The organism is Microbacterium sp. SYP-A9085 (genome assembly GCF_009649635.1).
Classification (GTDB): Bacteria; Actinomycetota; Actinomycetes; order Actinomycetales; family Microbacteriaceae; genus Microbacterium.
In genome coordinates, this window is record NZ_WJII01000007.1 from 13,109 (window position 1) to 36,694 (window position 23,586).

Sequence of the window (23,586 nt, forward strand, 5' to 3'; positions counted from 1 at the left end):
CTAGAATCGAGCGGACAGCACGGACGAGAGCGGGAGAGCGTGGCAGCCAGCACGGCGAAGAAGACGACGAAGCCGAAGACAGCCGGCGACACGCCGATCGGTCCCACAGGTCGCCCGTACCACGGATTCGCCACCCCTGAGCCGCTGGACGGGCACGGGCCCGCGCGCATCATCGCCCTGTGCAACCAGAAGGGCGGCGTCGGCAAGACGACCACCACGATCAACCTCGCGGCCGCGCTCGCCAGCTACGGCCGCCGTGTGCTGGCGGTGGACTTCGACCCGCAGGGCGCGCTGTCGGCCGGCCTCGGCATCGCGACGCACGACATCCCCACGATCTACGACCTGCTGTTGGACTCGAAGCGCGACCCGCACGAGACGATCGTGCACGCCGCCGTCGAGAACCTGGATGTCATCCCCGCGAACATCGACCTGTCGGCGGCCGAAGTGCACCTCGTCAACGAGGTCGCGCGCGAGCAGATCCTCGCGCGGGCGCTGCGCGGCGTCGCCGGCGAGTACGACGTGATCCTCATCGACTCCCAGCCCTCGCTCGGGCTGCTCACCGTGAACGCGCTGACGGCCAGCCACGGCGTGATCATCCCGCTGGAATGCGAGTTCTTCGCACTGCGCGGCGTCGCGCTGCTCATCGAGACGATCGACAAGGTGCGCGACCGGCTCAACCCCGCCATCACGCTGGACGGCGTGCTGGCCACGATGTACGACCCGCGCACACTGCACTCGCGCGAGGTGCTGGAGCGCGTCGTCGAGGCGTTCGGCGACGACGTGCTCGAGACGGTGATCGGGCGCACCGTGAAGTTCCCGGACGCGTCGGTGTCGGGCATGCCGATCACCGAGTTCGCGCCGGAGCACGCGGCCGCCCAGGCGTATCTGCGGCTCGCGCGGGAGCTGGTCGCCCGTGGCGCCGTCGCCTGAAGAGGCGCCCGACAGCGCAGCGCCGTCGCCTGACGAGGCGCCCGACACCGGAGCGCCGTCGCCTGACGAGGCACCCGACACCGGAGCGCCGTCGCCTGACGGGGCGCCCGCATCTGAAGGCGACCTCGCCCCGGCAACCGGGGATGTCGCGGACGGCGGATTCCGGGTGTCTCTGGGCGTGTTCGATGGGCCGTTCGACCTGTTGCTCACGCTACTGGGCAAGCACGAGCTCGACATCACCGAGGTGTCGCTGTCCCGGGTGACCGGCGAGTTCATCGCCTACCTGCGCGAGCTCGAGGCCGGCGACGAGCTTGACCAGGCATCCGAGTTCCTCGTCGTCGCGGCGACGCTCCTGGACATGAAGGTCGCGGGGCTCCTGCCGCAGGGCGAGCTCGTCGACGCCGAGTCGGTGGCGCTGCTGGAGGCGCGCGATCTGCTGTTCGCGCGACTGCTGCAGTACCGCGCGTTCAAGGAGGTCTCGGCCTGGTTCGCACGGTGCCTGCAGCGCGAGGACCGCCGCCACACCCGCGCCGTGCGCCTCGACGAGAAGTACCGTGCCGCCGCTCCCGAGCTCGTGTGGACGCTCTCGCCGGACGACTTCGCGGCGATAGCGATGCTCGCGTTCGCGCCGAAGGAGATCCCGACCGTCGGCCTGGACCACCTGCACGCGCCGCTGGTCAGCATCCGCGAGCAGGCCGCCGTCGTGGTCACCCTGCTGCGCTCGGCCGGTACGCTGTCATTCCGCGATCTCGTCGCCGGCGTCGACCAGACCGGTGTCGTCGTCGCCCGATTCCTGTCCGTGCTGGAGCTGTACCGGCACGCCGCCCTCGCCTTCGAACAGCTCGAGCCGCTCGGCGAGCTCACCCTGCGCTGGACCGCGGAGCGCTGGAGCGAAGAGAACCTCGCCACCCTGGGAGCCGATTATGACCGATGACCCGTCGCACGCCCATCCCGCGGCACATGTCGACCCGGAGCCGTACGCGGTTGCGCGCAAGCTCGAGGCGATCCTGCTCGTCGTCGAGGAGCCGCAGAGTCTCGTCGCGCTGGCGACCGCCGTCGGCGAGCCGGTGCCGGCGGTGCGTCAGGCGATCGAAGGGCTCGTCGCGGACTACGACGGCGAGACCGGCGGGCCGCGCCGCGGCTTCGAGCTGCGCGAGGTGGGCGGCGGCTGGCGCCTGTACGTGCGCGAGGACTTCGACGACCTCGTGGGCGAGTTCGTGAACACGCAGGCGCCGTCGCGCCTGTCGCAGGCGGCGCTGGAGACCCTCGCGGTGATCGCGTACAAGCAGCCGGTGTCCCGCGGCCAGGTCGCGTCGATCCGTGCCGTCAACGTCGACTCGGTCGTGCGCACGCTCGTCGCCCGGGGCCTTGTCACCGAGGTCGGCAACGATCCGGAGACCGGTGCGATCCTGTACGGCACGACCGACGCGCTGCTGGTGAACCTGGGAATCAACGCGCTGGACGAGCTGCCGCACATCTCGCCGCTGCTGGACGACGTCGACACCGTCAGCGGCGTCGGGTTCGACGGGGAGCGGGCATGATGGCGGATGCCGAGGGCGTGCGCCTGCAGAAGGTCCTCGCGAACGCGGGCGTGGCCTCGCGGCGGGTGGCCGAGGAGCTCATCGCACAGGGCCGGGTGCGGGTCAACGGCACCGTGGTGGACGAGCTGGGCTCGCGGATCCACCCTGAGGTGGACCTCGTCGACGTCGACGGCGTCGCCGTGCAGCTGGACCAGTCCCGGCGCTACGTGATGCTGAACAAGCCGACGGGCGTGGTCAGCTCGATGCACGACGACCGCGGGCGCCCCGACCTGCGCCGCTTCACGAAGGACTGGGACGAGCGCCTCTTCAATGTGGGGCGGCTGGATGCCGAGACCAGCGGGCTGCTGGTGCTCACGAACGACGGCGAGCTCGCGCACGTCCTGGCGCATCCGTCGTTCGGCGTCACGAAGGTGTACATAGCGAAGGTGCGCGGATCCGTCACCCCGCAGACGATCGGCCGGCTCACCCGCGGCGTCGACCTCGAGGACGGACCGATCGCCGCCGACAAGGCGCGGCTGCTCGACAAGTCGCGGGACACGAGCCTGGTCGAACTCACGCTGCACTCGGGCCGCAACCGGATCGTGCGGCGCATGATGGCCGAGGTGGGACATCCCGTGGTCGAGCTCGTGCGCCGTCAATTCGGGCCGCTGCACCTGGGAAGCCTCCCAGTGGGCCGCGCACGCGAGTTGACTACAGTGGAGCGTGGCGCGCTGCTGACCCTGTCGCGCAAGGAGACCCGGTGAGCCAGAACACGAGTGTGCCCGCGCACGGTGCCGCGCGCACCTCGGGTCCGGTCCGCATCGTCGGGACGGGCCTTCTGGGTGCGAGCATCGGCCACGCGCTGACGGCGCTGGGGGTGGATGTCGCCCTGTTCGACACGTCGCCCGCGCAGCTGCGGCTCGCCATCGACTACGGCGCCGGCCGCGCGACCCGCCCCGATGACCGCCCGCGCCTGGTCGTGGTCGCGGTGCCGCCGGATGTCACCGCCGACGTGATCGCGCATGAACTGGCCGCGTTCCCGGACGCCGTCGTCACGGACGTCGCCAGCGTCAAGCTGGAGCCGCTGCGCGCCCTGCGCGAGCGCGGCGTCGACCTCACGCATTACATCGGCTCGCATCCGCTCGCGGGCCGCGAACGCGGCGGAGCCATCTCCGCGCGCGCGGACATCTTCGTCGGGCGTCCGTGGGTCGTCTGCCGCGACGACGGGACCAGCCCCGCGGACCTTGCCGTCGTGGAGGGTCTCGCCCTGGACCTCGGCGCGACTCCGCTGGAGATGGACCCGGCCGAGCACGACCGCTCCGTCGCCCTCGTCTCGCACGTCCCGCAGCTGGTCGCTAGCCTGCTGGCCGGTCGCTTCGTCACCGCGCACGAGGGCTCCCTGCGGCTGGCTGGGCAGGGAGTGCGCGACACCACGCGCATCGCCGCATCCGCTCCCGAGCTGTGGGTGCAGATCCTCGGCTCCAACTCCGAGCCCGTCGTCGACGTGCTCGACGCGCTCGCCGGCGATCTCGCCGACGTGGTCTCCGCCCTGCGGCATCCCGACGCGCCCGGCGCCCGCCGCGCCGTCGCCGACACGATCCGCCGCGGAAACGAGGGTGTCGAGCGCCTGCCCGGCAAGCACGGCCAGAACCGGCGCTTCGCGCAGGTCGTCGTCATGGTGGACGACACCCCCGGCCAACTCGGGCGCCTGTTCGGCGAGCTCGGCGAGTTGGACGTGAACGTGGAGGACCTGCGCCTGGAGCATTCGCCCGGCGCCCAGTTCGGCCTCGCCGAGATCAGCGTCGTCCCCGGTGCCGCACGGCGAGCGGTGGACGGGCTGACCGCGCGCGGCTGGAGGATTGCGAGCACCACGAATGACTGACGTGACGATCGTGGCGGTGGACGGCCCGGCGGGATCGGGCAAGTCCAGCGTGTCCAAGCACGTCGCCCGCGCGCTCGGGTACGGGTATCTCGACACCGGCGCCGCGTACCGCGCGCTCGCCTGGCACGTTCTGGAGCAGGGTGCGGACACCGCCGATGCCGCCGCCGTGCAGGCCGCGGCATCCGACTTCCCATATTCGATCTCGCTCGACCCCGACCGCTACTGGGTACGGGTGGGCGCCGCCGACGTGACCACCGCGATCCGCGAGCCGCGGGTGTCGGCGGCGGTCAGCGCCGTGGCCCGGATCCCGGCCGTGCGGGAGCAGGTCAACGACGTGTTCCGTGCGCTGGCGGCGGCATCCAACCGTCCCGGCGTCGTGATCGAGGGGCGCGACATCACCACGGTGGTCGCGCCGGACGCGCCGGTGCGGATCCTGCTGACCGCCGCGCCGGAGGTGCGGGCGGCGCGCCGCGCCGCCGAGCTGGTGGACCAGGATGCCGCCGTCGTGGCCACCGCGCTGCACAGGCGCGACGCGGCAGACGCCGCCGTGGTCGACTTCCTCACCGCGGCCGAGGGCGTCGAGGTGGTGGATTCCACCGAGCTCGACTTCGCACAGACCGTCGACGCCGTGCTCGGCGTCGTGCACCAGAAGCTGGAGGCACCCCATGGGCGCTGACGACGAATACGTCCCCGGTACGGACCACCTCGCCGAGCGGCTCGCCGCGATCGACGAGCAGGCCGCCGAGCAGCGGGCCGACGCCCTGCGAGCGGGCCTGGCCGACTACGAACTTGAGGACGAGGATGCCGCGCTCCTTGCGGGCGTCACGCTCGGCGCGGAGGGCATCGAGTTCCTGCCCGCGCTGCCGGTGGTGGCCATAGTGGGCCGGCCGAACGTGGGCAAGTCCGCGCTCGTGAACCGCATCCTCGGCCGCCGCGAGGCCGTCGTGGAGGACACCCCCGGCGTCACCCGGGACCGCGTCACGTACAAGGCCGAGTGGATGGACCGCTCGTTCACGCTCGTCGACACCGGCGGGTGGGAGCCGGATGCCAAGGGCATCGACCGCTCCGTGGCCGCGCAGGCCGAGATCGCCATCGACCTGTCGGACGTCGTCCTGTTCGTCGTCGACGCGCGAGTGGGGGCCACCTCGACGGACGAGCATGTGGTCCGGATGCTGCGCAAGTCGGGCCGGCCCGTGTTCCTCGTCGCGAACAAGATCGACGACGCGCGGCAGGAGCCCGAAGCAGCGGCACTGTGGAACCTGGGCCTGGGGGAGCCGCACCCGGTGTCGGCGATCCACGGGCGCGGCGTCGCCGACCTGCTCGACGAGATCCTTAAGGTGCTGCCGGATGTCTCCGCCGTCGCGAAGAACGAGATCGGCGGCCCGCGCCGCGTCGCGATCCTCGGCCGGCCGAACGTCGGCAAGTCGTCCCTGTTGAACAAGGCCGCCGGCGAGGAGCGGGTCGTCGTCAATGAGCTGGCCGGCACCACGCGCGACCCGGTGGACGAGATCGTCGAGCTCGGCGGCAAGCTGTGGCGGTTCGTGGACACCGCCGGCATCCGGCGCCGCGTGCACCTGCAGCAGGGCGCGGACTTCTATGCGTCGCTGCGCACCTCTGCCGCGTTGGAGAAGGCGGAGGTCGCCGTCGTCGTGCTGGACGTCTCACAGCCGGTCAGCGAGCAGGACGTGCGCATCATCGACATGGTGCTGGAGTCCCGGCGTGCGCTCGTGCTCGCGTACAACAAGTGGGACGTGCTGAACACGCCCGCGTTCGAGAACATCGACCGGCGGCGGTACCTGGAGCGCGAGATCGAGCAGGATCTCGCCCATGTGTCGTGGGCGCCGCGGGTGAACATCTCGGCGCGCACCGGCCGGCACCTGGACCGGCTGGTGCCGGCGCTGGAGATGGCGCTCGCGTCGTGGGACACGCGCATCCCGACCGGCAAATTCAATGCGTTCCTGGCCGAGCTGGTGGCCGAGCACCCGCATCCGGTGCGTGGCGGGAAGCAGCCGCGGATTCTGTTCGGCACGCAGGCAGGCACCCGCCCGCCGACATTCGTACTGTTCACGACCGGGTTCCTCGACCCCGGTTACCGCCGGTTCATCCAGCGGCGGCTGCGCGAGCTGTACTCGTTCGAGGGCTCGCCGATCGTCATCAACATGCGGGTGCGGGAGAAGCGCCAGCGCTGACGGCCTTCGCGAGCGAGTGGTCGGTGCCGGCATCCCGTCGCTGTGACAGGCTGGACCGGTGAGGATCGAGTACCCGGAGTTCGAGCGACGCCGTCCCCTCGGGCCGCGCGACCCGGGTGACGCGTGGGTCGTGACCGACGCGGGCGACCGGTACTGGGGCCGGTACGGCGCGGCCGGGCTGCTGGCGTACGACCGGGAGCGCGGCGTCCTGCTGCAGCATCGGGTGTCGTGGAGCCACTATGGCGACACGTGGGCTCTGCCCGGCGGCGCGCGCCATCAGGGCGAGTCCGCGCGCGACGGCGCGCTGCGCGAGGCACAGGAAGAGGCGGGCGTCCCCGACGGTGCGGTGCGGGCCCGGGCCGAGAGCGTGCTCGACCTCGACGTGTGGACGTACACGACGCTCATCGGCGACGTGACGGTGCCGTTCGAGCCGGTGATCAGCGATCCGGAGAGCCGGGCGCTCGCGTGGGTGCCCGCGGCGGAGGTCACGGATCTGCCGTTGCATCCCGGCTTTGCCGAATCGTGGCAGCGGCTGCGGGACCTTCTCGACGTGCGCCCGGTGCTCGTCGTGGATGCTGCGAACGTCGTGGGCTCGGTCCCGGACGGGTGGTGGCGGGACCGTGCGGGGGCGGCCGCGCGCCTGGCCGATCGGCTCGCCGCACTGGGCGATCGGGGCGTGGATGCTGCGGCTCTCGGGCTCGCGGAGGATCGGTGGTTCCCGGAGATCTCGCTCGTGGTCGAGGGGCAGGCGAACGCCGTCGAGCGGGACGGCGGTGCGGTGCGGATAGTGCGGGCGCCGGCATCCGGCGACGAGGCCATCGTCGCCGAGGCGGGGCGGCTCGTCGGTGCCGGTCGCTTGGTGACGGTTGTGACGAGCGATCGCGGGCTCGCGGACCGCTGCACCGCGGCCGGCGCCACGGTGTACGGCACGCGCTGGCTGCACGACCTACTGCCCGCGTAGCCGCGGCGCGGGACTCGGGCGTGACCGGCTTGCCCGCGTACCCGCGGCGCGCGATTCCACAGGGACTCAGGGCGGGGTTGCAGCAGCCTGCCGCCTCAGCGGCCCCGGAAGCGGTCGATCTCGCGGCGCTCGCGCTTCGTGGGGCGTCCGGCACCGCGGTCGCGCTGCGCGACCTGCGGCGCGGGCTCGCGTGCGGGGGTGCGATCGTCGACGGCGGTGGCGGCGACAGCCGCGCCGACGCGCTTGGAGATCGGCTGGCGGACGATGAGGATCCGGTCGAACCCCGCGATGCGCACGCGCAGCTCGTCACCGGGCCGCACCGGCTGCGCGGCCTTGGCCTTGTCGCCGTTCACCCGTACATGCCCCGCTCGGCATGCCGTCGTCGCGGCGGAGCGGGTCTTGAACACGCGCACCGCCCACAGCCAGGCGTCCACGCGTGCACTGTCAGCCACGGCGGCCGCCGTCAGCCGGCCTGAGCGAAGTCGAGCTCGACGGTCGTGCGGTGCGGCTTCGGCCTGGCGACCTCGCGGAAGCCAGCGGCCAGGAACACCGACAGGATTCCGATGTACAGGTCGTTCGTGGGCGTGTCCCGCACAGCCGTGTCGGTCGGGTATGCCTCGAGCACCCGTGCGCCGCCGGCGCGGGCGTGCTCGACGGCCGCCTCGAGAAGCTTCGCGGTGAGCCCCTGCCCGCGGAATTCGCGCCGCACGACGAAGCACGTCACGGCCCAGACATCCGGGTCGTCCCACGGGTGCGGGGAGCCCGCGAACGCCCGCGTCCGGGAGAGGCGCGGCTGCTTCGTGCGCGGTGCGACGCGGACCCAGCCGGCGGCGACGCCGTCGACATAGGCGATCAGGGCTGGCGCAGGGGACTCGGCCAGCTCGATGCGCAGCCGCTCTTCCTTCTCGGCGCGCGTCAGCGCATCGAACTGGCGGCCTGTCAGCAGCCACCACTGGCACTGGCACGACGCACCGTCACCGCCCCCGGTGAGGGCGTGCTCGGCGTCGTCGAATCGGTCCTGGGTGGCGGGCGCGACGGTGATCGTGGCCATGTGATTCACCGTAAGGGGCACGTCCGACATCGACAAGGACGCACCCAAGCCTGTCCGCGTGTCGCACATCGTGCGGGTCGGCAGGATCCGGCACGGCGTGTCCTGAGACGCGAACTCCGAGTGGTCTCAGAAGAGGCGGCCAGGGATGCCCGGATCCCGCATCTTCTGAGACGCGCGGCGTTCGCCCCCGCCGTCGCCGCGGTTCGCAGGCGCCTGCGCGAGCGGGTAGGATGGGGGAGTTGTCCGTTCCGGCGGGCATCGGGATGTGGCGCAGCTTGGTAGCGCACTTGACTGGGGGTCAAGGGGTCGCAGGTTCAAATCCTGTCATCCCGACAGAACAGAACCAAACCAACACGGGCCCGGGATCTCGCAAGAGATTCCGGGCCTCGCGCATATCCGCGAAATGGCGGCGGCTCCCCGCGGCGCTGAGAGATTCCTATCGACGTCCGATGGATGCTGCACCGGGCCCGATCTCGGGCGGATGATTCTCGCAGGGGACGCCGCGATACCGCCGCGCCTGCCGCGGGAGGCCACGATGACAGCGCACAGCGGGGACCGCGCGCCAGTTCCCCTTGACCAGCCGTACTACGGTGCGACCCTTCCGATCGCGTTCACGCGCTTCTGGCGGAAGTACGCGACCTTCAGCGGCCGCGCGAGTCGCAGTGAGTTCTGGTGGTGGATGCTGTGCGGCGGCATCGTCGCAGCCGTGATCGTCGCGATCTACGTTCCGTCCCTCCTCGCTGCGCGCACCGGGCACGGCCTGCGCTGGGACACCGGCCTCACCGTGACGGTCGTCCTCGCCGGAGCCTGGTTCGTCGCAGCCATCGTCCCGTCGCTCGCGCTGGCCTGGCGCCGCCTGCACGACGCGAACCTGCGCGGGCTGTTCTGGCTGCTCGGCCTGATCCCGAGCGTCGGCTGGATCATGATGCTCGTGCTCATTCTGCAGCCCACGAACCCCCGCGGCATCCGGTTCGACCGCGCGGCCGCGTAGTCCACGCCCGTCGGCTCGATCAGCTGTTGCCGAGCACCTCCGCCACGCTTCGCGGCGGCACGCCCGGCCCACCCACGAGCATCCCCGCCGGCACCTGCCACGCCGTCAACTCGGGCGTGAACCGCCCCGCCTGCACGCCCGGGTCCGCAGCCACCAGCACCCGCGCCTCCTCCATCGGGCACGTCATCACGCTGATCCCCACGACCTCCCCGCCGTCGTCCACCGGCCCGGCCGCTATCAGCACGCCGCGGCGCCACAGCTCGTGGATGTACGCGAGGTGCGCATCCTGGACCCTCGTCCCCTCAGCGGCGTCGAGCGTCGGCCGGTCCGCGACGCGGATCAGCCGCACGAACACCAGATCGTCGAACTGCATCATTCCGGCATTCTCCTCGACTTCGCCCGTCATGCCACCGCAGACTGTCGGCCGGCCTCATGCGCCCACCCCTCGGCAGTCGTGGTGAAGCGCGGCGCCCACCCCAATTCCTCATGCGCCTTGGCGCTCGTGACCTCGAGATCCATCCGCGTCATCAGTTCTGCCGCATACGGCGCCGCCGCCCGCAGCATCCAGATCGGCATCCGCAGCGGAGCCGGCGTGCCGAACGCGCGCGCCGCATCGTCGAGGTAGCCCGCCCAGGTCTGCCGGGTTCCGTCGGTGATGTTGTACGCCGCGCCGGGGATACCGCGCTCCAACGCCGCGACGGTCGCCGCCGCCGCGTCCTCATGATGGATGAACGGCACCGCGCCGGTCGCGCGCGACGCCGGCAGGCCGCGTCGCCGCAGCATCCGCGTGACGGTGCCCGCGTCGAGCCCGTAGAACAGCCCGTACCGCAGCGCGATGCCATCCACGCCCGGCGCGGTGCGGACGAGATCCTCGTTCCGGGCGAGCGCGACGACCGTGGCATCCGTGGGCAGATCCTCGGCGTGGCCGAACTCCGTCGACTCATCCACCGGCCCCGCGTACCGACGCCGATATGCGTACCCGAACACGATCGACTGCGTGAGGAAGCGGGTCGCCCCCAGCTGCGCGGCCGCAGCGAGCAGGTTCTCCGTGCCCGTCGTGCGCAGGACATTCGTCGCCGTCATCGCCCCGTAGCGGATCGGCGGCTTCTGCAGTGCGGTCAGCTCATGGATGACCGCGTCGGCGCGATGTCCGGCCAGAGCGCGCAGCAGCGCTTCGCGATCCAGGACGTCGGTGACAACCGGTGTCCCGCCCAGCGCGCGGATGCGGTCGACGGAGCCGGGTCGACGACCCAGCCCGATCACGTCGTGCCCGGATGCGACCAGCTGCGGCAGCAGCGCCCGGGCCAGGGTGCCGGATGCTCCGGCCAGCAATACTCTCATGTCGCTTCTCCTGTCTCGGCCGGGCGGGCGCTGATGCTCCCGGCGACCAGATCGGTGAGGGCATCGAGGAATCGCTCGGTGCCGATGCCCAGGGGGTCCTCGCCAAAGACATCGCACAGCGTCCAGTGGTGCGAGACGGCGGCGATCGCGACCGCCGCGACGGCTTCGGCATCCGCGTCCGGCAGCAGGCGGGCGAACGCGCCGGCCAGCAGCGCATGCAGGCGCCGCAGCTCTTCATCCCGGAACTGGGCGAGCAGGTCCGGGAACGCCCCGAGGTCGCGCAGCAGGATGCGGTTCAGATAGCGCTCGGACTGCAGCCGCTGCAGGCCCGCCGCCGCCACGCCGCGGATCGCGGCGCGCCGGTCTCCGCTCGCCTCCAGTTGCGCGAGCAGCTGCGGGATATCGTCGGCCGCCCCGATCCGGGCCTGGATGCCGGCGGCCAGCAGGTCCCGCTTCGAGCGGAAATGCTTGTAGAGCCCGCCGGAGCCGCCCGACAGCCCCGCCTCCTCCTCGATCTGGGCGATCGACGTGCCCGCGTACCCGTGCCGGGCGAACAGCCGGAGCGCGCCATCCAGGAGGCGGTCACGGGTGGTCACACGAGGAAAGTAACCACTTACTTACCGTTTGTCAAGACACAACCGCCGTGTGCCACGCAACGATCCCGAGCACAAGCCCCTGCCGCCGATTTCCGCGTCGTCGTACCGTGACGAAGACAGGAGGACCACCATGCCCGCATCGAAGGAAATGCCCGACACCATCAAGCGCTCGCCGAAGCACGCGCAGTCCATCTGGTCGAAGGCGCACGACTCCGCCGTCGACGAATACGGCGAGGGCGAGCGCGCGCACCGCACCGCGTTCTCGGCGCTCAAGCACGAATACGAGAAGGTCGGCGACCACTGGGAGAAGAAGGACAAGGCCGGCCCCAGCGACCGCAAGGCGGCCGGCGGCCGCAATTCCCCAGGCAAGACCCGCGGCGGCGTGAACGCCAACGCTTCGAAGCAGCATCTGTACGACGTCGCCAAGAAGCTCGACATCAGCGGACGCAGCACGATGGACAAGGGGCAGCTGGTCGACGCTATCGAGAAGGCGAACCGGCGCGAGACCCGCAAGGCACGGGAGAAGTGACCCAGATCAGACGGGGAGGAGTTCGAGGCGCGTGATCTCGCGCGTGGCGACGTCGATCATCGCGGCGCTGTCGGCGGGCACCGGCGACCATCCCGGCGCGTTCAGCCCGCTCGAGATGACCTGCACGCACGTGTCGGTGACGCGATAGTCCATCGCGTAGTACTCGTTCTCGTGCCGGAATGGGATGGCATCCGGCGACTCGAACAGCGCCCGAAGGCCCGCACGCGGCGAGTCCGCACGGCTGTTGACATGGACGGCGAAAAGGTGCCGGGATGTCAGTAGCAGTGCGTTCAGGCTGCTGTTCGGGAACTCCCGCATGAGCATGCGGAGCGCGAGCGTCACCCCACGGGCCTCGTCGCCCTCCTGCTCGATGCACTGCACCACGAGCCGGAAATACCGCTCGCTGTCGGTGGTGCCCGCCAGCCTCGCGCGCGAGGCGGTCGTCAGCATCCCTTCGAGCCGATCGATGGGGGCTATGTGCCCGTTGTGTGCGAACGCGAACGGGCCGTCGGCGAACGGATGCGTGTTCTGCAGGCCGACGGCAAGGCCCCCGGTCGCCCAGCGCAGGTGCACGAACCCCGCCGCCCCCAGCGGCCGCGCGGCCAATCGCGCGTACTCCGGATCGTCATCGGCGGACGCCGGCGAGCGCGCCGTCCGTGTCCACCCCGCCTCGTCGAGCCACGCCATGCCCCACCCGTCGTTGTGCACGCGGGCCAACGCGGTGAAGTCGCGGAATCCCTCGGGACCGAGCTCGTCGACGACCGCGGTCGGGCGGTCGGAGACGTATCCGAACAGTCGGCACATCGTCTGAAGCCTTCCTATAGCGCGTCTCGAGGCTCTCGCCAAGCCCGCGCGCCCGCAAGGCGTTGACTGGGACCCTGAACGTATGCGCAGCATCGGAGTGGAGGAGGAGCTTCTGCTCGTGAACGCCGAGAGCGGCGTCCCGCGCGCGGTCGCCGCCCGCGCCATCGCACATGCCGACGTCGTGGCGCGCGAGTCAGGCGGATCCCTCGACCACGAGCTGCAGCAGCAACAGCTGGAGACCGACACGGCGCCGACCACCGACATCGACGTCCTCGCCCACGACATCCGCGCATGGCGACGGACCGCCATCGACGCGGCGCGGCAGGCCGGCGCCCGGATCATCGCCTCCGGCACCTCGCCGCTCCCCGTCGAACCGCGGATCGTGTCGCACGAGCGGTATCAGCGCATGGTGGACCAGTTCGGGCTCACCACGAACGAACAGCTCACCTGCGCCTGCCATGTGCACGTCGCCATCGACTCCCGCGCGGAGGGCATCGGCATCCTTGACCGGATCCGCACCGTCACGCCGATCCTCACCGCACTGAGCGCCAACTCTCCGTTCTGGCAGGGCAAGGACAGCGGGTACGCGAGCTTCCGGTCCCAGGCACTGCAGCGATGGCCGACATCCGGCCCCCAGGAGGTGTTCGGGTCGGTCGCGGCGTACGACCGGCTCGTGGACGGGATGCTGGCCTCCGGCGTGATGCTCGACCGGGGCATGGTGTACTTCGACACCCGGCTCTCGCACCGCTATCCGACCATCGAGATCCGGGTCGCCGACGTCTGTGCGGATGTCCGCGAGACGGTGCTGATCGCGACCGTGTGCCGGGCCATGGTGGAGACGGCGGCGCGGGCGTGGCGCGCCGGCGACCCCGCGCCTCCCGTCCCCGCCACGCTGCTGCGCCTCGCCACCTGGCAGGCCGGGCGCCACGGACTCTCAGAGAATCTGATCGACCCGACAACGCTGCAGCCGCGCCCGGCCCGGCAGGTCGTGGACGACCTGCTGCGCACGGTCGGCCCGGCACTGCGCGACAGCGGCGACGAGGAACGCGTGCGCGCCGACGTGGACTGGCTGTTCCGGCGCGGCACCGGCGCCGACCGCCAACGGGCGGTGTACGAGAAGACCGGCCGGCTCAGCGACGTCGTCGCGCAGCTCGCACGCGTCACGGCGGGGCAGGACGAATGACCGTGGCCCGGCGGTGACGCTTACCGTCTTCCCGCGGGAAACGGAAGGCCCCTGGAGACTCCGCGCCGCCCGCGTAGCCTCGCCGCATGGACATCCCCCTGACCGCCCTCCTTCTCAACTGCACCCTGAAGCCCTCGCCCTCCGAATCCAGCACCGAGGTGCTCGGCCGGCAGGTGCTCGACGCGCTCGCCGAGCACGACGTCGCCGGCGACGTCATCCGCATCGTCGACCACACCGTCCTGCCGGGCGTGGAGACCGACATGGGCGGCGACGACGAGTGGCCGCAGATCCGGGCCGCGATCCTGGACGCCGACATCATCGTGTTCGGCACGCCCACGTGGATGGGCCAGCACTCCAGCGTCGCCCAGCGGGTGCTGGAGCGCCTGGACGCCGAGCTGGGCGAGACGGATGCCGCCGGCCGGCCGATTCTGTTCGACAAGGTCGCGGTCCCCGTCGTCGTGGGCAACGAGGACGGCGCGCACCACATCACCGGCATCCTCACCCAGTCCCTCGGGGATGTCGGCTTCACGATCCCCGCCCAGTCATCGGTGTACTGGAACGGCGCGGCGATGCAGAAGGTCGACTACAAGGACATCGACGGCGCCCCCGAGGCGGTGGCCGCGCTCACCAGGACCGCCGCCGCGAACGCCGCCCACGCGGCGCGTCTGCTCAGAGCGGAACCCTATCCCGTCGGTTGAGCCCGTCTGCCACACTCGACCGCATGAAGCTGCTGATCCTCGGCGGGACCGGATGGCTGGGCGGCCATGTCGCGGCATCCGCCGTCGCCGCCGGTCACGAGATCACCTGCGTCGCCCGGCATGCGCCGGCCCCCGCGGGCACGACGCTCGTCGTCGCCGACCGCGATGACGATGACGATGACGCGCTGGCGCCGTTGGGTGCTCAACACTGGGACGCGGTCGTGGATGTCGCGACCCACCCCGGGCACGTCCGCCGCGCCGTGCGCGACCTGGCGTCCACCGCGGACCACTACGTGTACGTGTCGTCCGTGAGCGCCTACGCATCGCACGGGAGGATCGGCGCGGACGAGACGGAGCCGGTCGTGGAGCCGCTCGCCGCCGACGTGATGGCGTCGCTGGAGGACTACGGCGCGGCGAAGGCGGCGTGCGAGCAGGCGGTGCTGTCGGCGTTCGGCGAGGACCGCAGCACGATAGTGCGTCCCGGCCTGATCGGCGGCCCCGGCGACCGCACCGGCCGCACCACGTACTGGCCGCGCCGGTTCGCGCACCCGTCCGGTGCGAGCGGCGCGGTGCTGGTGCCGGATGCGCCGGACCTGCCGACATCCGTCATCGATGTCCGTGATCTTGCGGCATGGCTGGTGCACCTGGCGTCCGGTGTGCCCGGCGTCTTCAATGCCGTCGGGGAGCCGGTGCCGTTCGCCGACCATCTGGCAGCCGCCCGGGCCGTGGCCGGGGGCGGAGAGAGCGTCCTGGCCCCGTCGCAATGGCTCCTCGATCAGGGCGTCGCGCCGTGGGCGGGCCCGCGCTCCCTGCCGCTGTGGTTGCCCGATCCCGAGTGGTCCGGCATGAACAGCCGTTCCAACGCCCGCGCCCGCGCGGCCGGGCTCGTCCTGCGCCCGCTGGCGGACACGCTGGCCGACGGGGCCGTTGCCGCGACAGCGACGGTCCTGGGCGCCGGGTTGACGGACGACGAGGAGCGCGAGCTGCTGGCCGCGCTCGACGGCCGCTGAGCCGGTCAGCCGAGGCCGTCGATGACGGCCTGGACCGCCCGGTGCGTGCGCTCGTCGAAGCCGACGATTCGCACATGGTCGACCCGCGCGGCCGTCCCGGCGATCGTCTCCACCGCGACCCGGATGGCGTCGTCCTTCGGCCACCCGTAGATCCCGGCGCTGATCAGCGGAAACGCCAGTGTGCGCGCACCCAGCTCGTCGGCGACCTCGAGGCTGCGCCGGTAGCAGGCGACCAACAGCGAGCGGTCGCGCTGCCCGGCCGCGAAGTTCGGACCTACCGTGTGGATAACCCACCGTGCGGGCAGGTCGCCGCCCGTCGTCCAGCCGGCGTCGCCGGTGGCCAGCCCGTCGGGGAACCGGGCGATGCAGTCGCGGAGGATCTGCGGGCCGCCGGCCCGGTGGATCGCGCCATCCACACCGCCGCCGCCGCGCATGGCGCTGTTCGCGGCGTTCACGACAGCGTCGACATCCTGCACCGTCATATCACCCTGCACGGCGATGAGCTCAGGCATCCTCGTCCTCCGGCGGATACGTGATCGCCTGCCCGTCCACCTGCGCGAACGAAGTGAGCGTCTCCTCCCGCGTCGATCCCGGCCCCAGGATGTCGACGGCCCGGATGTCGCGCACCAGCAGTGCATCGCCCACCAGCGATCGGTGGCAGCGCCACGGGACAGCCTCGGCGCACATGATCGCGGTGGGCGTCTCGCGGGCGATGCCGATCAGCTCATCGAGCCCGGCGGCGAATGCGGATGTCTGCATGTAGTCCGCATATCCGCGGAAGCTCGTGTTGCGCCAGCCGGTGTTTACGGACGCCTTCGTCGTGTGGCGCAGCCCGCCGAGGGCCGCCAGGTGCCGGTAGGCGACACCGTGCTCACCGAGGGACCGGCCGAACTCGTCCTCGTTGAACTGCGGCGTGTGCCGCGAGCGCGGCATCGTGCGCACGTCAACGACCCCCCGCACACCGTTCTCGGCGAGCAGCGCCACGAACTCGTCGATGGACCGCGTCGAGTGGCCGATCGTCCACACCACCGGCTCGTCCATGACCCCGACTCTACGTCCGTGGCCCCGGCGCGGTGTGCGCTGGGTAAAATGGCCCGCATGGCAACGGGCATCCGGGCCAGCCGACGAGAAGACGTGCTGCGCCTCCTCGACGAGTCTGCACAGCCGCAGACAGTCGTCGCGCTGGCGGAGCGCCTCGGCACGCACCCCAACACGGTGCGTCTGCACCTGGAGCGCCTGCTCGCGGACGGCCTCGTGGAGCGCACCGTCGACGACCGCGGCTTGCCGGGCCGGCCGGCGCAGCTGTTCGGGCGGGTGCGGCAGATGGACGGCACGGACTCGCGCCGGTATCGGATGCTGGCGGAGATCCTCGTCGACGCGCTCGCCGACCAGCCCGAGCCGACGCGCGCGGCGGAGGCCGCGGGGCGCCGGTGGGGGCGGGCAGAGGCCGAGCGCGTGAGCGCCGAGAATCCCGTTACGGGCCTGTTCGAGCTGCTCGACCGCGTGGGCTTCGGCCCGCGCGCGAGCGAGCACCCGGACACCGTGGACATCTGCCACTGCCCGTTCCTCGAGCTCGCCCGAGAGCAACCCGACATCGTCTGCTCCATTCACCTGGGGCTGATGCGGGGCGCCCTGCAGGCATGGGATGCCGACACCTCGGTGGCCCGGTTGGAACGTCGCGAGCACCCCGACGTGTGCGTCGCGCACCTTTCCAGCCGCGTCGAGGTCGAGGAGTCCCGGCTCACCGCATGACGGATACCCCCGCGGTCCGGCAGGGAACCACCCTGCTTGGGCAGACCGGCCTGTCGTACTTCGTGGTCGCGTTCGTCGCGCGGCTCCCGTTCGCGATGATGGTGGTGGGCGTGCTCACGCTCGTGGTCTCCACCCGAGGGTCGCTGTCGCTGGGCGGCCTGACATCGGCCGCGGTCGGTCTCGGTACGGCGTGCTTCGGGCCGCTGCTGGGTGCCGCCGCCGATCGGTTCGGGCAGCGGCCGGTGCTGCTGGTGGTCGGAACGGCGAACGGCATAGTCCTGGCCCTGTTCGCGTGGATCGCGTACAGTCCCGCACCGGATGCCGTGATGCTCGTGAGCGCGTTCCTGATCGGTGCCACCGCACCCCAGGTCGCGCCGCTGTCCCGGTCCAGACTCGTGACGATCATCGGCGAGCGCATCGACGGGGCCCGCCGCCAGCGCGTCTTCAACTCGACGATGGCGTACGAGTCGGCGGCGGACGAGACGGTGTTCGTGATCGGGCCGTTCGTCGTCGGCATCCTGGCCTCTCTGATCGCGCCGTGGGCGGCGCTCGTGGGCGCGGCGGTGCTGACGGTCGTGTTCGTCGGGACGTTCGCGCTGCATCCGACGGCACCACGCCGGCAGACGCGGTCGCACGGGACCGCGGTCGGACCGGTGTCGGAGCTGTTCCGGCCGGCCCTCGTCGTCGTGGTGGCGGGAATCCTCGGGGTGGGGCTGTTCTTCGGCGCTATGCTCACCTCGCTCACCGCGTTCATGGACGATCGCGGCGCGGCCGAGCAGGCGGGGCTGCTGTACGGCGTGATGGGGATCGGCTCGGCGGCGTTCGCGCTGGGTGTCGCGCTGTTCTCGGAGCGGTTCACGCGCGCGGCCCGGTGGATAGTGTTCGGTGCGGTGATCCTCGCGGGCACGGTCGCGCTGCCGTTCGTGCACACCGTGGGCGCGATGACGGCGGCGCTCGCGGCGATCGGGATCGGCATCGGCCCGACGCTCGTGACGCAGTACAGCTTCGGCGCCGAGCGGAGCCCGCTCGGCCGGTCCGCGACCGTCATGACGATCCTCGGTTCCGCCGTCATCGTCGGGCAGTCTGTGGGTGCGGCCGTCACCGGCGAAGTCGCGCAGCGTGCCGGCACGTCTGCGGCGCTCGTGCTGCCGGTTGTGGCGGCCGCGATGGTCGTGGCCGCCGGCGGCGTGAACGCCGTCCTCGGTCGGCGCCGCTTCTGATCCGAGGCGGCGAGACCGCGCGCGCCCGCGGCCGCGGAGTTGCCGCCCCGAAACTCGCGAGGCAGCCCCGAAACTCGCGAGGCAGCCCCGAAACTCGCGAGGCAGCCTGTACAAGTCGCGGATTTGGGGGATGCCTCGCGGATTTGGGGGATGCCTCGCGACATTCCGGGGCGGCGATTCGCGCGGGGCTCGCCGCGCGTCAGGGCAGGCGGGTCAGGCCTGCTCGCACCGCCATCCCTTCGGGAACGCGCCCTCGGCGAGGAACGCTGTCAGCTGCTCATGGATCTCGGGGGAGAGGTCGGCGTCGGCGCGCGGGTAGACGATCGGCTCCTCCTTCGTGTTGTGCGAACTGAGCTGCGCGAGCAGGCTCCGGCACTGATCCGGCACACCGGCGGTATCCGCCGCGACAGCGGCATCCACGTCGTCCATCGCGCGCCACAGCTCGCCGTGCTCGCGAAGCATCACGAAGATCGGCATCATCATCGCGGGCTTCAGCGGCGGGAACAGGAACCGCTCCTCCAGGTAGATGTGCCTGCGCAGGGCGTCCATCGCGGTGAGCAGCGGCGCCGGGTCGGAATCATCCGCCAGGTACGCCTCGATGCCCGCGTCGATCGCGTGGTGCTCGCGGGTGAGGGCGTCCGCGAGCTGCGTGCCGGCGGCCATCAGTCCTCGAGCTTCGCGTCGACGGTGATCTTCGCGCCGGCGAAAAGGCGGGAGACGGGGCACAGCCGCGCGGCCTCGTCGACGATCGACGCGAAGGTCGCGGCATCCACCCCGGGCACGTGGGCGCGGACGGAGATCCGGGATGTCGTGATGGTGGGCACGCCGTCGATCGGGTCGAGGGTGACCTCGCTCGTGACGACGAGGCGCTCGGGCGGCGCGTTGTGCTCGCCCAGGGTCAGGGCCAGGGCCATCGAGAAGCAGGACGAGTGCGCCGCCGCGAGCAGTTCCTCGGGGCTGGACTTGGCGCCCGGCGCCTCCGTCCGCGAGGCCCACGTCACCTGCTGGCCGTCCAGGGCGCCGCTGCTGGTGCTCCCGAACGTGCCCGTCCCGGCGGTCAGGCTGCCGTTCCACGTCGTCGTCGCGTGACGAACCGCAATGCTCATATCGTTCCCATCGTCGCGTATTTTCCACAAGCGCTTCTGTGGAAATAACTCTACCGCCCGGTGTCCTTCCCGGGACGGGCGCCCGGATCGCTGCGGGGTCGACGGTGCCAGACTGGTCGCATGCACCATCGTTCCCTGGCCCGCACCGGGCGTGACGTCTCCGCGATAGGCCTGGGCACCTGGCAGCTGGGTGCGGACTGGGGCACGGTGAGCGAGGATGACGCGCTCGGCGTGCTCGCGGTATCCGCCGATCGCGGTGTCACGCTGTTCGACACGGCTGACGTGTACGGGGACGGACTGTCGGAGTCGCTGATCGGCCGGTTCCTCGCGGGGCGGCCACAGCACGGCATCACCGTCGCTACGAAGATGGGCCGTCGACTCGCGCAGACGGCGGAGAACTACTCGCCCGCGCACTTCCGTGCGTGGACCGAGCGCAGTCGCCGCAATCTCGGAGTGGACACCCTCGACCTCGTGCAGCTGCACTGCCCGCCGACGGATGTCATCGAGAACGACGCCACCTACGATGCCCTGGACGCGCTCGTCGCCGACGGTGCCATCGCCGCATACGGCGTCTCCGTCGAGACCTGCGCACAGGCGCTGGCGGCTATCGCACACGGAGTGAGCAACGTGCAGATCATCGTCAACCCGTTCCGGCTCAAGCCGCTGGACGAGGTGCTGCCCGCGGCTGCGGCGGCGGATGTCGCGATCTTCGCGCGCGTTCCGCTGGCGTCCGGCCTGCTCAGCGGCCGGTACACGGCGCAGACGACGTTCGCGGCCAACGACCATCGCACATTCAACCGGCATGGCGAGGCGTTCGATCGCGGCGAGACGTTCTCCGGCGTGGACTACGACACCGGTCTGGCGGCCGTGCGCGACCTCACGGCCGAGCTGCCGGAGGGCGTCAGCCTGCCCGCCGCGACCCTCGCGTGGATAGCGTCGCGGCCCGGCATCACCACCGTGATCCCCGGCGCACGCAATGTCGCCCAGGCGACGGCCAATGCCGACGCGGCGGCGCTCCTCGAGGCGGGGTCGCCGCTCGACCTCGCCGCCTTCGACGCTGCCGTCCACGACGTCTACGACCGGGACCTGCGCGCGCAGATCCATCCGAACTGGTGACCGCGTCGCGGTGATTCCCGTAGTCCAGCGGAGCCCTGCGGGTCACGCCGCGAGGTAGCTGAAACGCGCTCTGCCGCCGAGGCGAGGCGTCCGGGCGAGATCGACGGTGACCGGCGGGATGAACCAGACTCTCGCCTTCACGCCGTGACCCTCGATCCGGATCTGCCAGCCGTTGTCATGTATGCGATGGTGGCAGAGCTCGCACAGCAGGACTCCGTTGTCGATGTCGGTATCGCCGTGATCTCGAGCCCACCATTCCAGATGATGCGCTTTCGTCATGCCGGGTGGAAGGTTGCACATCGCGCATCCGCCGTCCCGTTCGGCGAGTGCCATCTGCTGCGCCCACGTGAACAGCCGCTTCTTCCGGCCCCAGTCCATGACCTCCGACTCGCCGTCCAGCACCGCCGGGATGATCCCGGCGGATGCGGCGATGTGGCGGGCGGCGGCGGGGGAGAGCGGCTGCGTGATGCCGTCTATCTCGGCCAGCCCGATGCCGTCGGTCAGTGTCTCCAGATTCATCCGGACCACCACGGTCGCGCCCGCGAGCGGAAGATCCTTCCTCTCGCAGCCCAGCGCGTGTTCTGCGAGCTGGATCAGCGCATCGACCTGTCGCTGGGGCACGGTGCGCTGGACGGCGTCGTCGTCGCCCCTGGTGACGTCGTCTTTGGCCTGCCGGAACCCGGCACTTACGAGAGCGTCGATCGCCACCTTCACCGGGGCGCCGCGCGTGGCCTCGATCTGCCCCTCCAGGTGCAGGAAGCCGTCCCGCTCGAACAGGTGGAGATGCTCCTCTCCACGGCGGTCACGCTCGGCCGGTTCCATACCATCCTGATCCAGCCACGCCTCGGCCCGGGTCACCAGCTTCCGGAGCTCATCCAGACTCAGGCCGGGAGCACTGGCGACAAGCGTCTGCTCGGCATTGGCGCGGTCTTCGACGCTGGAGCGGACGGCGACACGCTCCAGCATGGCCACGATGATCGCCGCAGACGCCTGTCCGATCCGGCCGGCGTGGAGGCTCTCTGCAACGTGGGGATGCTTCGCAGGGAGGGCCTCTCCGGTCAGTGCCTGACGCGGTGCAATGGCCTTGCCGACGGCAACGACCCGGATCGCATCTCCGGTGCCGATTCCCGTGGTCGCCGCAATCAGCGCCGCAGGGCTGCGGTACCCCTGCTGTCTGGCGAGCGAGTCGACACCCAGCTCCGGGCGTGACTCACGGTCGATCTCCGCCGCTACCTGGGCCCGAAGGTCGTCCACACGACGACCCAGCTCTCCGAGCCGATCAAGGACCCGCATCAGCTCCGCGCGCCCCAGATTCGTCGCCGGCCCGGCGGTGGCGCGCGGTCCGGTCCAGGCGTGGCGCAGTGAGCCGACGGCATCCTCGAGTCCCGCGAGTGGATCTTCCATATTCCAATAGTACGCACGTTCGATACTATGTCAAGCGATTTGGCCGCGGGTGCCGAATCTGCGGATAGACGGTCCTTGCGCGTAACTGGGGAGGACACGTTAAAGCACGAAGATATGTACGACACTGTGTGATGTGTGTCGAGCGTCAGGACCCGTAGACAGCCCGCTCGAAGGATTCGACACCCTCCGAGGCCACCGGGTCGAAGAACGGCAGGAGCTGCGTCGCCCAGACCGCTGCGAGACCCGACGCGCGGTCGATCCAGTAGAAGACGTTGGCGAGCCCCGCCCACGTGAGGGATCCGGCGCGCCGACGCCCGGGCACATCGTCCTCGTTGCGCAGGAACGAGTATGCCCACGACGTGCGCTCTCCCGGGAAGAAGTCGGCCTCCCGGGTGAGCGCCGGGATGGCGGAGGGAAGCGGCGTCACCGTGACCTCCGGTGCTCCCTGCACCGCCCAGTGCACGGTCTCCGGCTTCAGCACACGACCGCCGGGCGCCGACCCGTCGCCCAGCCATACCCGAAGCAGCGCGAGCAGATCCGGGACCGTGGTGAACAGTCCCTGCCCGCCCATGTCGAGCTCCGGTGAGTCGGGCGGTGTGATGCTCGTCGGGGCGATGGATCCGTCACGCATCCGCCGGTGCACCGTCGCGAGCCGCGCCCGCATCGACGGCGTCACGTCGAACGACGTCGAGGTCATGCCGCACGGGGCATAGATCCGCTCTGCGAAGACATCCTCGAGCCGCTTCCCACGGACAGCGGCGATCAGGAGCCCCATCCAGTCCATCGACGTGCCGTACGTCCACCGCTCGCCCGGGTCGTGCAGCAGCGGTGTCATCAGAGAATCGTGCAGCGGTGTCGCCGACGGACGTCGCATCCGCTCGCGCGCGAGAATCGCATACCGCTTGTCGAACATGTCGTACGCCAACCCGGACGTGTGCAGCAGCAGCATCCGCGGCGTGATCTCCCGCACCGGGGGCCGCGTGCGCACGAGCCCGTCTTCGCCGAGGTCGGTGAGCACCTGCAGCTCGCCGATCTCCGGCAGGTACGCGCGGGCCGGCGCGTCGAGGTCGATGAGCCCGTCCTCGACGCACTGCAGCGCCGCGGTCGCGGTGAACGCCTTCGTTCCCGAGTACAGGGCGATCACGGTGCCGGCCGTGGCATCCCCGCCGCTCGCATGCAGGTAGGTCGTGTCGTCCGGGTCGGTGATGCCGGCGATCACGAACGGAGCGCCGCTGGTGACGGCGGCGTCGATCACCGTGTCGAGGTGTTGTTCACGCACACCTTCACCATGCCATGGGTAGGG

General features: G+C 71.0%; 28 protein-coding genes and 1 tRNA gene. 17 read left to right on the plus strand and 12 right to left on the minus strand.

Going from position 1 to position 23,586, the window contains the following annotated elements; genetic code table 11:
* The first annotated feature begins 39 nt into the window (after nucleotides 1-39).
* From GH740_RS12685 to GH740_RS12720, 8 genes are all read left to right on the plus strand, one after another.
* On the plus strand, nucleotides 40-930 hold the full coding sequence (locus GH740_RS12685; protein WP_367641560.1) for a ParA family protein: 891 nt from the start codon (nucleotides 40-42) through the stop codon (nucleotides 928-930).
* Nucleotides 931-1,096: 166 nt separating this feature from the next.
* Nucleotides 1,097-1,864: a ScpA family protein gene (locus GH740_RS12690; RefSeq protein WP_367641561.1), complete on the plus strand. Its 768-nt coding sequence runs from the start codon at nucleotides 1,097-1,099 to the stop codon at nucleotides 1,862-1,864.
* Complete coding sequence (gene scpB, locus GH740_RS12695) at nucleotides 1,854-2,471, plus strand: SMC-Scp complex subunit ScpB (protein WP_153746483.1); 618 nt, start codon at nucleotides 1,854-1,856, stop codon at nucleotides 2,469-2,471. Before GH740_RS12690 ends, scpB begins: the two co-directional genes overlap by 11 nt.
* Nucleotides 2,468-3,214, plus strand: a complete 747-nt coding sequence (locus GH740_RS12700; protein WP_153746484.1) for a pseudouridine synthase — start codon at nucleotides 2,468-2,470, stop codon at nucleotides 3,212-3,214. The genes scpB and GH740_RS12700 overlap by 4 nt, the downstream gene beginning before the upstream one ends.
* The gene (locus tag GH740_RS12705; protein ID WP_367641562.1) at nucleotides 3,211-4,332 is read left to right on the plus strand and encodes a prephenate dehydrogenase; all 1,122 of its coding nucleotides are present in this window, start codon (nucleotides 3,211-3,213) and stop codon (nucleotides 4,330-4,332) included. The genes GH740_RS12700 and GH740_RS12705 overlap by 4 nt, the downstream gene beginning before the upstream one ends.
* Entirely contained in the window at nucleotides 4,325-5,008 is a 684-nt protein-coding gene (gene cmk, locus GH740_RS12710) for a (d)CMP kinase (RefSeq protein ID WP_153746485.1), read from the plus strand. Before GH740_RS12705 ends, cmk begins: the two co-directional genes overlap by 8 nt.
* Nucleotides 4,998-6,521, plus strand: coding sequence for a ribosome biogenesis GTPase Der (gene der / locus GH740_RS12715; RefSeq protein ID WP_153746486.1), 1,524 nt, complete (start codon nucleotides 4,998-5,000; stop codon nucleotides 6,519-6,521). The genes cmk and der overlap by 11 nt, the downstream gene beginning before the upstream one ends.
* 58 nt (nucleotides 6,522-6,579) lie before the next feature.
* Nucleotides 6,580-7,482, plus strand: a complete 903-nt coding sequence (locus GH740_RS12720) for an NUDIX domain-containing protein (protein WP_367641563.1) — start codon at nucleotides 6,580-6,582, stop codon at nucleotides 7,480-7,482.
* Nucleotides 7,483-7,577: 95 nt separating this feature from the next.
* Here the strand turns inward: GH740_RS12720 and GH740_RS12725 are convergent, their stop codons facing one another.
* Both GH740_RS12725 and GH740_RS12730 read right to left on the minus strand, forming a co-directional pair.
* Complete coding sequence (locus GH740_RS12725) at nucleotides 7,578-7,934, minus strand: RNA-binding S4 domain-containing protein (RefSeq protein ID WP_367641564.1); 357 nt, start codon at nucleotides 7,932-7,934, stop codon at nucleotides 7,578-7,580.
* Nucleotides 7,935-7,945: 11 nt separating this feature from the next.
* Nucleotides 7,946-8,533: a GNAT family N-acetyltransferase gene (locus GH740_RS12730; RefSeq protein ID WP_153746593.1), complete on the minus strand. Its 588-nt coding sequence runs from the start codon at nucleotides 8,531-8,533 to the stop codon at nucleotides 7,946-7,948.
* 259 nt (nucleotides 8,534-8,792) lie between these two features.
* Here GH740_RS12730 and GH740_RS12735 point away from each other — a divergent pair.
* Nucleotides 8,793-8,866 (plus strand) — tRNA-Pro (locus tag GH740_RS12735).
* Between the two features lie 202 nt (nucleotides 8,867-9,068).
* Nucleotides 9,069-9,524 carry a DUF805 domain-containing protein gene (locus GH740_RS12740; protein ID WP_172978375.1) on the plus strand — a complete coding sequence of 152 codons (456 nt, stop codon included), beginning with the start codon at nucleotides 9,069-9,071 and terminating at the stop codon, nucleotides 9,522-9,524.
* 19 nt (nucleotides 9,525-9,543) lie between these two features.
* Here the strand turns inward: GH740_RS12740 and GH740_RS12745 are convergent, their stop codons facing one another.
* The 3 genes from GH740_RS12745 to GH740_RS12755 are packed head-to-tail and all read right to left on the minus strand — an operon-like array spanning nucleotide 9,544 to nucleotide 11,461.
* On the minus strand, nucleotides 9,544-9,900 hold the full coding sequence (locus tag GH740_RS12745) for a YciI family protein (protein WP_172978376.1): 357 nt from the start codon (nucleotides 9,898-9,900) through the stop codon (nucleotides 9,544-9,546).
* 26 nt (nucleotides 9,901-9,926) lie between these two features.
* On the minus strand, nucleotides 9,927-10,865 hold the full coding sequence (locus GH740_RS12750; RefSeq protein WP_153746489.1) for an NAD(P)-dependent oxidoreductase: 939 nt from the start codon (nucleotides 10,863-10,865) through the stop codon (nucleotides 9,927-9,929).
* Nucleotides 10,862-11,461, minus strand: a complete 600-nt coding sequence (locus GH740_RS12755) for a TetR/AcrR family transcriptional regulator (RefSeq protein ID WP_153746490.1) — start codon at nucleotides 11,459-11,461, stop codon at nucleotides 10,862-10,864. The genes GH740_RS12750 and GH740_RS12755 overlap by 4 nt, the downstream gene beginning before the upstream one ends.
* Before the next feature lie 130 nt (nucleotides 11,462-11,591).
* Here GH740_RS12755 and GH740_RS12760 point away from each other — a divergent pair, with 130 nt between their 5' ends.
* Entirely contained in the window at nucleotides 11,592-11,990 is a 399-nt protein-coding gene (locus tag GH740_RS12760) for a ChaB family protein (RefSeq protein ID WP_153746491.1), read from the plus strand.
* A gap of 6 nt (nucleotides 11,991-11,996) precedes the next feature.
* On the opposite strand, the gene GH740_RS12765 is transcribed toward GH740_RS12760, so the two are convergent.
* Nucleotides 11,997-12,794: a class II glutamine amidotransferase gene (locus GH740_RS12765; protein WP_172978377.1), complete on the minus strand. Its 798-nt coding sequence runs from the start codon at nucleotides 12,792-12,794 to the stop codon at nucleotides 11,997-11,999.
* An 82-nt stretch (nucleotides 12,795-12,876) separates the two neighbouring features.
* Here GH740_RS12765 and GH740_RS12770 point away from each other — a divergent pair, with 82 nt between their 5' ends.
* From GH740_RS12770 to GH740_RS12780, 3 genes are all read left to right on the plus strand, one after another.
* Nucleotides 12,877-13,977, plus strand: coding sequence for a glutamate--cysteine ligase (locus GH740_RS12770; RefSeq protein WP_153746493.1), 1,101 nt, complete (start codon nucleotides 12,877-12,879; stop codon nucleotides 13,975-13,977).
* Nucleotides 13,978-14,063: 86 nt separating this feature from the next.
* Nucleotides 14,064-14,675 (plus strand): flavodoxin family protein, encoded by a 612-nt coding sequence (locus GH740_RS12775; RefSeq protein ID WP_153746494.1) that lies wholly within the window; start codon nucleotides 14,064-14,066, stop codon nucleotides 14,673-14,675.
* Between the two features lie 23 nt (nucleotides 14,676-14,698).
* On the plus strand, nucleotides 14,699-15,685 hold the full coding sequence (locus GH740_RS12780; protein WP_153746495.1) for an NAD-dependent epimerase/dehydratase family protein: 987 nt from the start codon (nucleotides 14,699-14,701) through the stop codon (nucleotides 15,683-15,685).
* 5 nt (nucleotides 15,686-15,690) lie between these two features.
* Here the strand turns inward: GH740_RS12780 and GH740_RS12785 are convergent, their stop codons facing one another.
* Entirely contained in the window at nucleotides 15,691-16,197 is a 507-nt protein-coding gene (locus GH740_RS12785) for an O-acetyl-ADP-ribose deacetylase (protein WP_153746496.1), read from the minus strand.
* Nucleotides 16,190-16,726 carry a DUF488 family protein gene (locus GH740_RS12790; RefSeq protein WP_153746497.1) on the minus strand — a complete coding sequence of 179 codons (537 nt, stop codon included), beginning with the start codon at nucleotides 16,724-16,726 and terminating at the stop codon, nucleotides 16,190-16,192. The genes GH740_RS12785 and GH740_RS12790 overlap by 8 nt, the downstream gene beginning before the upstream one ends.
* Nucleotides 16,727-16,783: 57 nt before the next feature.
* Between GH740_RS12790 and GH740_RS12795 the strand changes: the two genes are divergently transcribed.
* Complete coding sequence (locus GH740_RS12795; RefSeq protein WP_216644951.1) at nucleotides 16,784-17,437, plus strand: metalloregulator ArsR/SmtB family transcription factor; 654 nt, start codon at nucleotides 16,784-16,786, stop codon at nucleotides 17,435-17,437.
* Nucleotides 17,434-18,657, plus strand: a complete 1,224-nt coding sequence (locus GH740_RS12800) for an MFS transporter (protein WP_153746499.1) — start codon at nucleotides 17,434-17,436, stop codon at nucleotides 18,655-18,657. The genes GH740_RS12795 and GH740_RS12800 overlap by 4 nt, the downstream gene beginning before the upstream one ends.
* A gap of 213 nt (nucleotides 18,658-18,870) precedes the next feature.
* On the opposite strand, the gene GH740_RS12805 is transcribed toward GH740_RS12800, so the two are convergent.
* Nucleotides 18,871-19,320: a hemerythrin domain-containing protein gene (locus GH740_RS12805; RefSeq protein WP_153746500.1), complete on the minus strand. Its 450-nt coding sequence runs from the start codon at nucleotides 19,318-19,320 to the stop codon at nucleotides 18,871-18,873.
* The gene (locus GH740_RS12810) at nucleotides 19,320-19,763 is read right to left on the minus strand and encodes an OsmC family peroxiredoxin (RefSeq protein ID WP_153746501.1); all 444 of its coding nucleotides are present in this window, start codon (nucleotides 19,761-19,763) and stop codon (nucleotides 19,320-19,322) included. Before GH740_RS12810 ends, GH740_RS12805 begins: the two co-directional genes overlap by 1 nt.
* A gap of 120 nt (nucleotides 19,764-19,883) precedes the next feature.
* Between GH740_RS12810 and GH740_RS12815 the strand changes: the two genes are divergently transcribed.
* Nucleotides 19,884-20,879 (plus strand): aldo/keto reductase, encoded by a 996-nt coding sequence (locus GH740_RS12815; protein ID WP_153746502.1) that lies wholly within the window; start codon nucleotides 19,884-19,886, stop codon nucleotides 20,877-20,879.
* 42 nt (nucleotides 20,880-20,921) lie between these two features.
* Here GH740_RS12815 and GH740_RS12820 read toward each other — a convergent pair whose 3' ends face one another.
* Both GH740_RS12820 and GH740_RS12825 read right to left on the minus strand, forming a co-directional pair.
* Nucleotides 20,922-22,283, minus strand: a complete 1,362-nt coding sequence (locus GH740_RS12820; protein WP_153746503.1) for an HNH endonuclease signature motif containing protein — start codon at nucleotides 22,281-22,283, stop codon at nucleotides 20,922-20,924.
* 145 nt (nucleotides 22,284-22,428) lie between these two features.
* Nucleotides 22,429-23,562, minus strand: coding sequence for a serine hydrolase domain-containing protein (locus tag GH740_RS12825; RefSeq protein ID WP_216644952.1), 1,134 nt, complete (start codon nucleotides 23,560-23,562; stop codon nucleotides 22,429-22,431).
* Nucleotides 23,563-23,586: the final 24 nt, after the last annotated feature.

Excerpts from the sequence above, each read along its gene's own strand:
- scpB (WP_153746483.1), top strand. The coding sequence starts at position 1,854 with ATGACCGATGACCCGTCGCACGCCCATCCCGCGGCACATGTCGACCCG.
- GH740_RS12775 (WP_153746494.1), top strand. The coding sequence starts at position 14,064 with ATGGACATCCCCCTGACCGCCCTCCTTCTCAACTGCACCCTGAAGCCC.
- GH740_RS12780 (WP_153746495.1), top strand. The coding sequence starts at position 14,699 with ATGAAGCTGCTGATCCTCGGCGGGACCGGATGGCTGGGCGGCCATGTC.
- GH740_RS12760 (WP_153746491.1), top strand. The coding sequence starts at position 11,592 with ATGCCCGCATCGAAGGAAATGCCCGACACCATCAAGCGCTCGCCGAAG.
- GH740_RS12800 (WP_153746499.1), top strand. The coding sequence starts at position 17,434 with ATGACGGATACCCCCGCGGTCCGGCAGGGAACCACCCTGCTTGGGCAG.
- GH740_RS12790 (WP_153746497.1), bottom strand. The coding sequence starts at position 16,726 with ATGGACGAGCCGGTGGTGTGGACGATCGGCCACTCGACGCGGTCCATC.
- GH740_RS12795 (WP_216644951.1), top strand. The coding sequence starts at position 16,784 with ATGGCAACGGGCATCCGGGCCAGCCGACGAGAAGACGTGCTGCGCCTC.
- GH740_RS12730 (WP_153746593.1), bottom strand. The coding sequence starts at position 8,533 with ATGGCCACGATCACCGTCGCGCCCGCCACCCAGGACCGATTCGACGAC.
- GH740_RS12810 (WP_153746501.1), bottom strand. The coding sequence starts at position 19,763 with ATGAGCATTGCGGTTCGTCACGCGACGACGACGTGGAACGGCAGCCTG.
- der (WP_153746486.1), top strand. The coding sequence starts at position 4,998 with ATGGGCGCTGACGACGAATACGTCCCCGGTACGGACCACCTCGCCGAG.
- GH740_RS12700 (WP_153746484.1), top strand. The coding sequence starts at position 2,468 with ATGATGGCGGATGCCGAGGGCGTGCGCCTGCAGAAGGTCCTCGCGAAC.
- GH740_RS12820 (WP_153746503.1), bottom strand. The coding sequence starts at position 22,283 with ATGGAAGATCCACTCGCGGGACTCGAGGATGCCGTCGGCTCACTGCGC.
- GH740_RS12745 (WP_172978376.1), bottom strand. The coding sequence starts at position 9,900 with ATGATGCAGTTCGACGATCTGGTGTTCGTGCGGCTGATCCGCGTCGCG.
- GH740_RS12770 (WP_153746493.1), top strand. The coding sequence starts at position 12,877 with ATGCGCAGCATCGGAGTGGAGGAGGAGCTTCTGCTCGTGAACGCCGAG.
- GH740_RS12765 (WP_172978377.1), bottom strand. The coding sequence starts at position 12,794 with ATGTGCCGACTGTTCGGATACGTCTCCGACCGCCCGACCGCGGTCGTC.
- GH740_RS12815 (WP_153746502.1), top strand. The coding sequence starts at position 19,884 with ATGCACCATCGTTCCCTGGCCCGCACCGGGCGTGACGTCTCCGCGATA.
- GH740_RS12750 (WP_153746489.1), bottom strand. The coding sequence starts at position 10,865 with ATGAGAGTATTGCTGGCCGGAGCATCCGGCACCCTGGCCCGGGCGCTG.
- GH740_RS12785 (WP_153746496.1), bottom strand. The coding sequence starts at position 16,197 with ATGCCTGAGCTCATCGCCGTGCAGGGTGATATGACGGTGCAGGATGTC.
- cmk (WP_153746485.1), top strand. The coding sequence starts at position 4,325 with ATGACTGACGTGACGATCGTGGCGGTGGACGGCCCGGCGGGATCGGGC.
- GH740_RS12805 (WP_153746500.1), bottom strand. The coding sequence starts at position 19,320 with ATGGCCGCCGGCACGCAGCTCGCGGACGCCCTCACCCGCGAGCACCAC.
- GH740_RS12740 (WP_172978375.1), top strand. The coding sequence starts at position 9,069 with ATGACAGCGCACAGCGGGGACCGCGCGCCAGTTCCCCTTGACCAGCCG.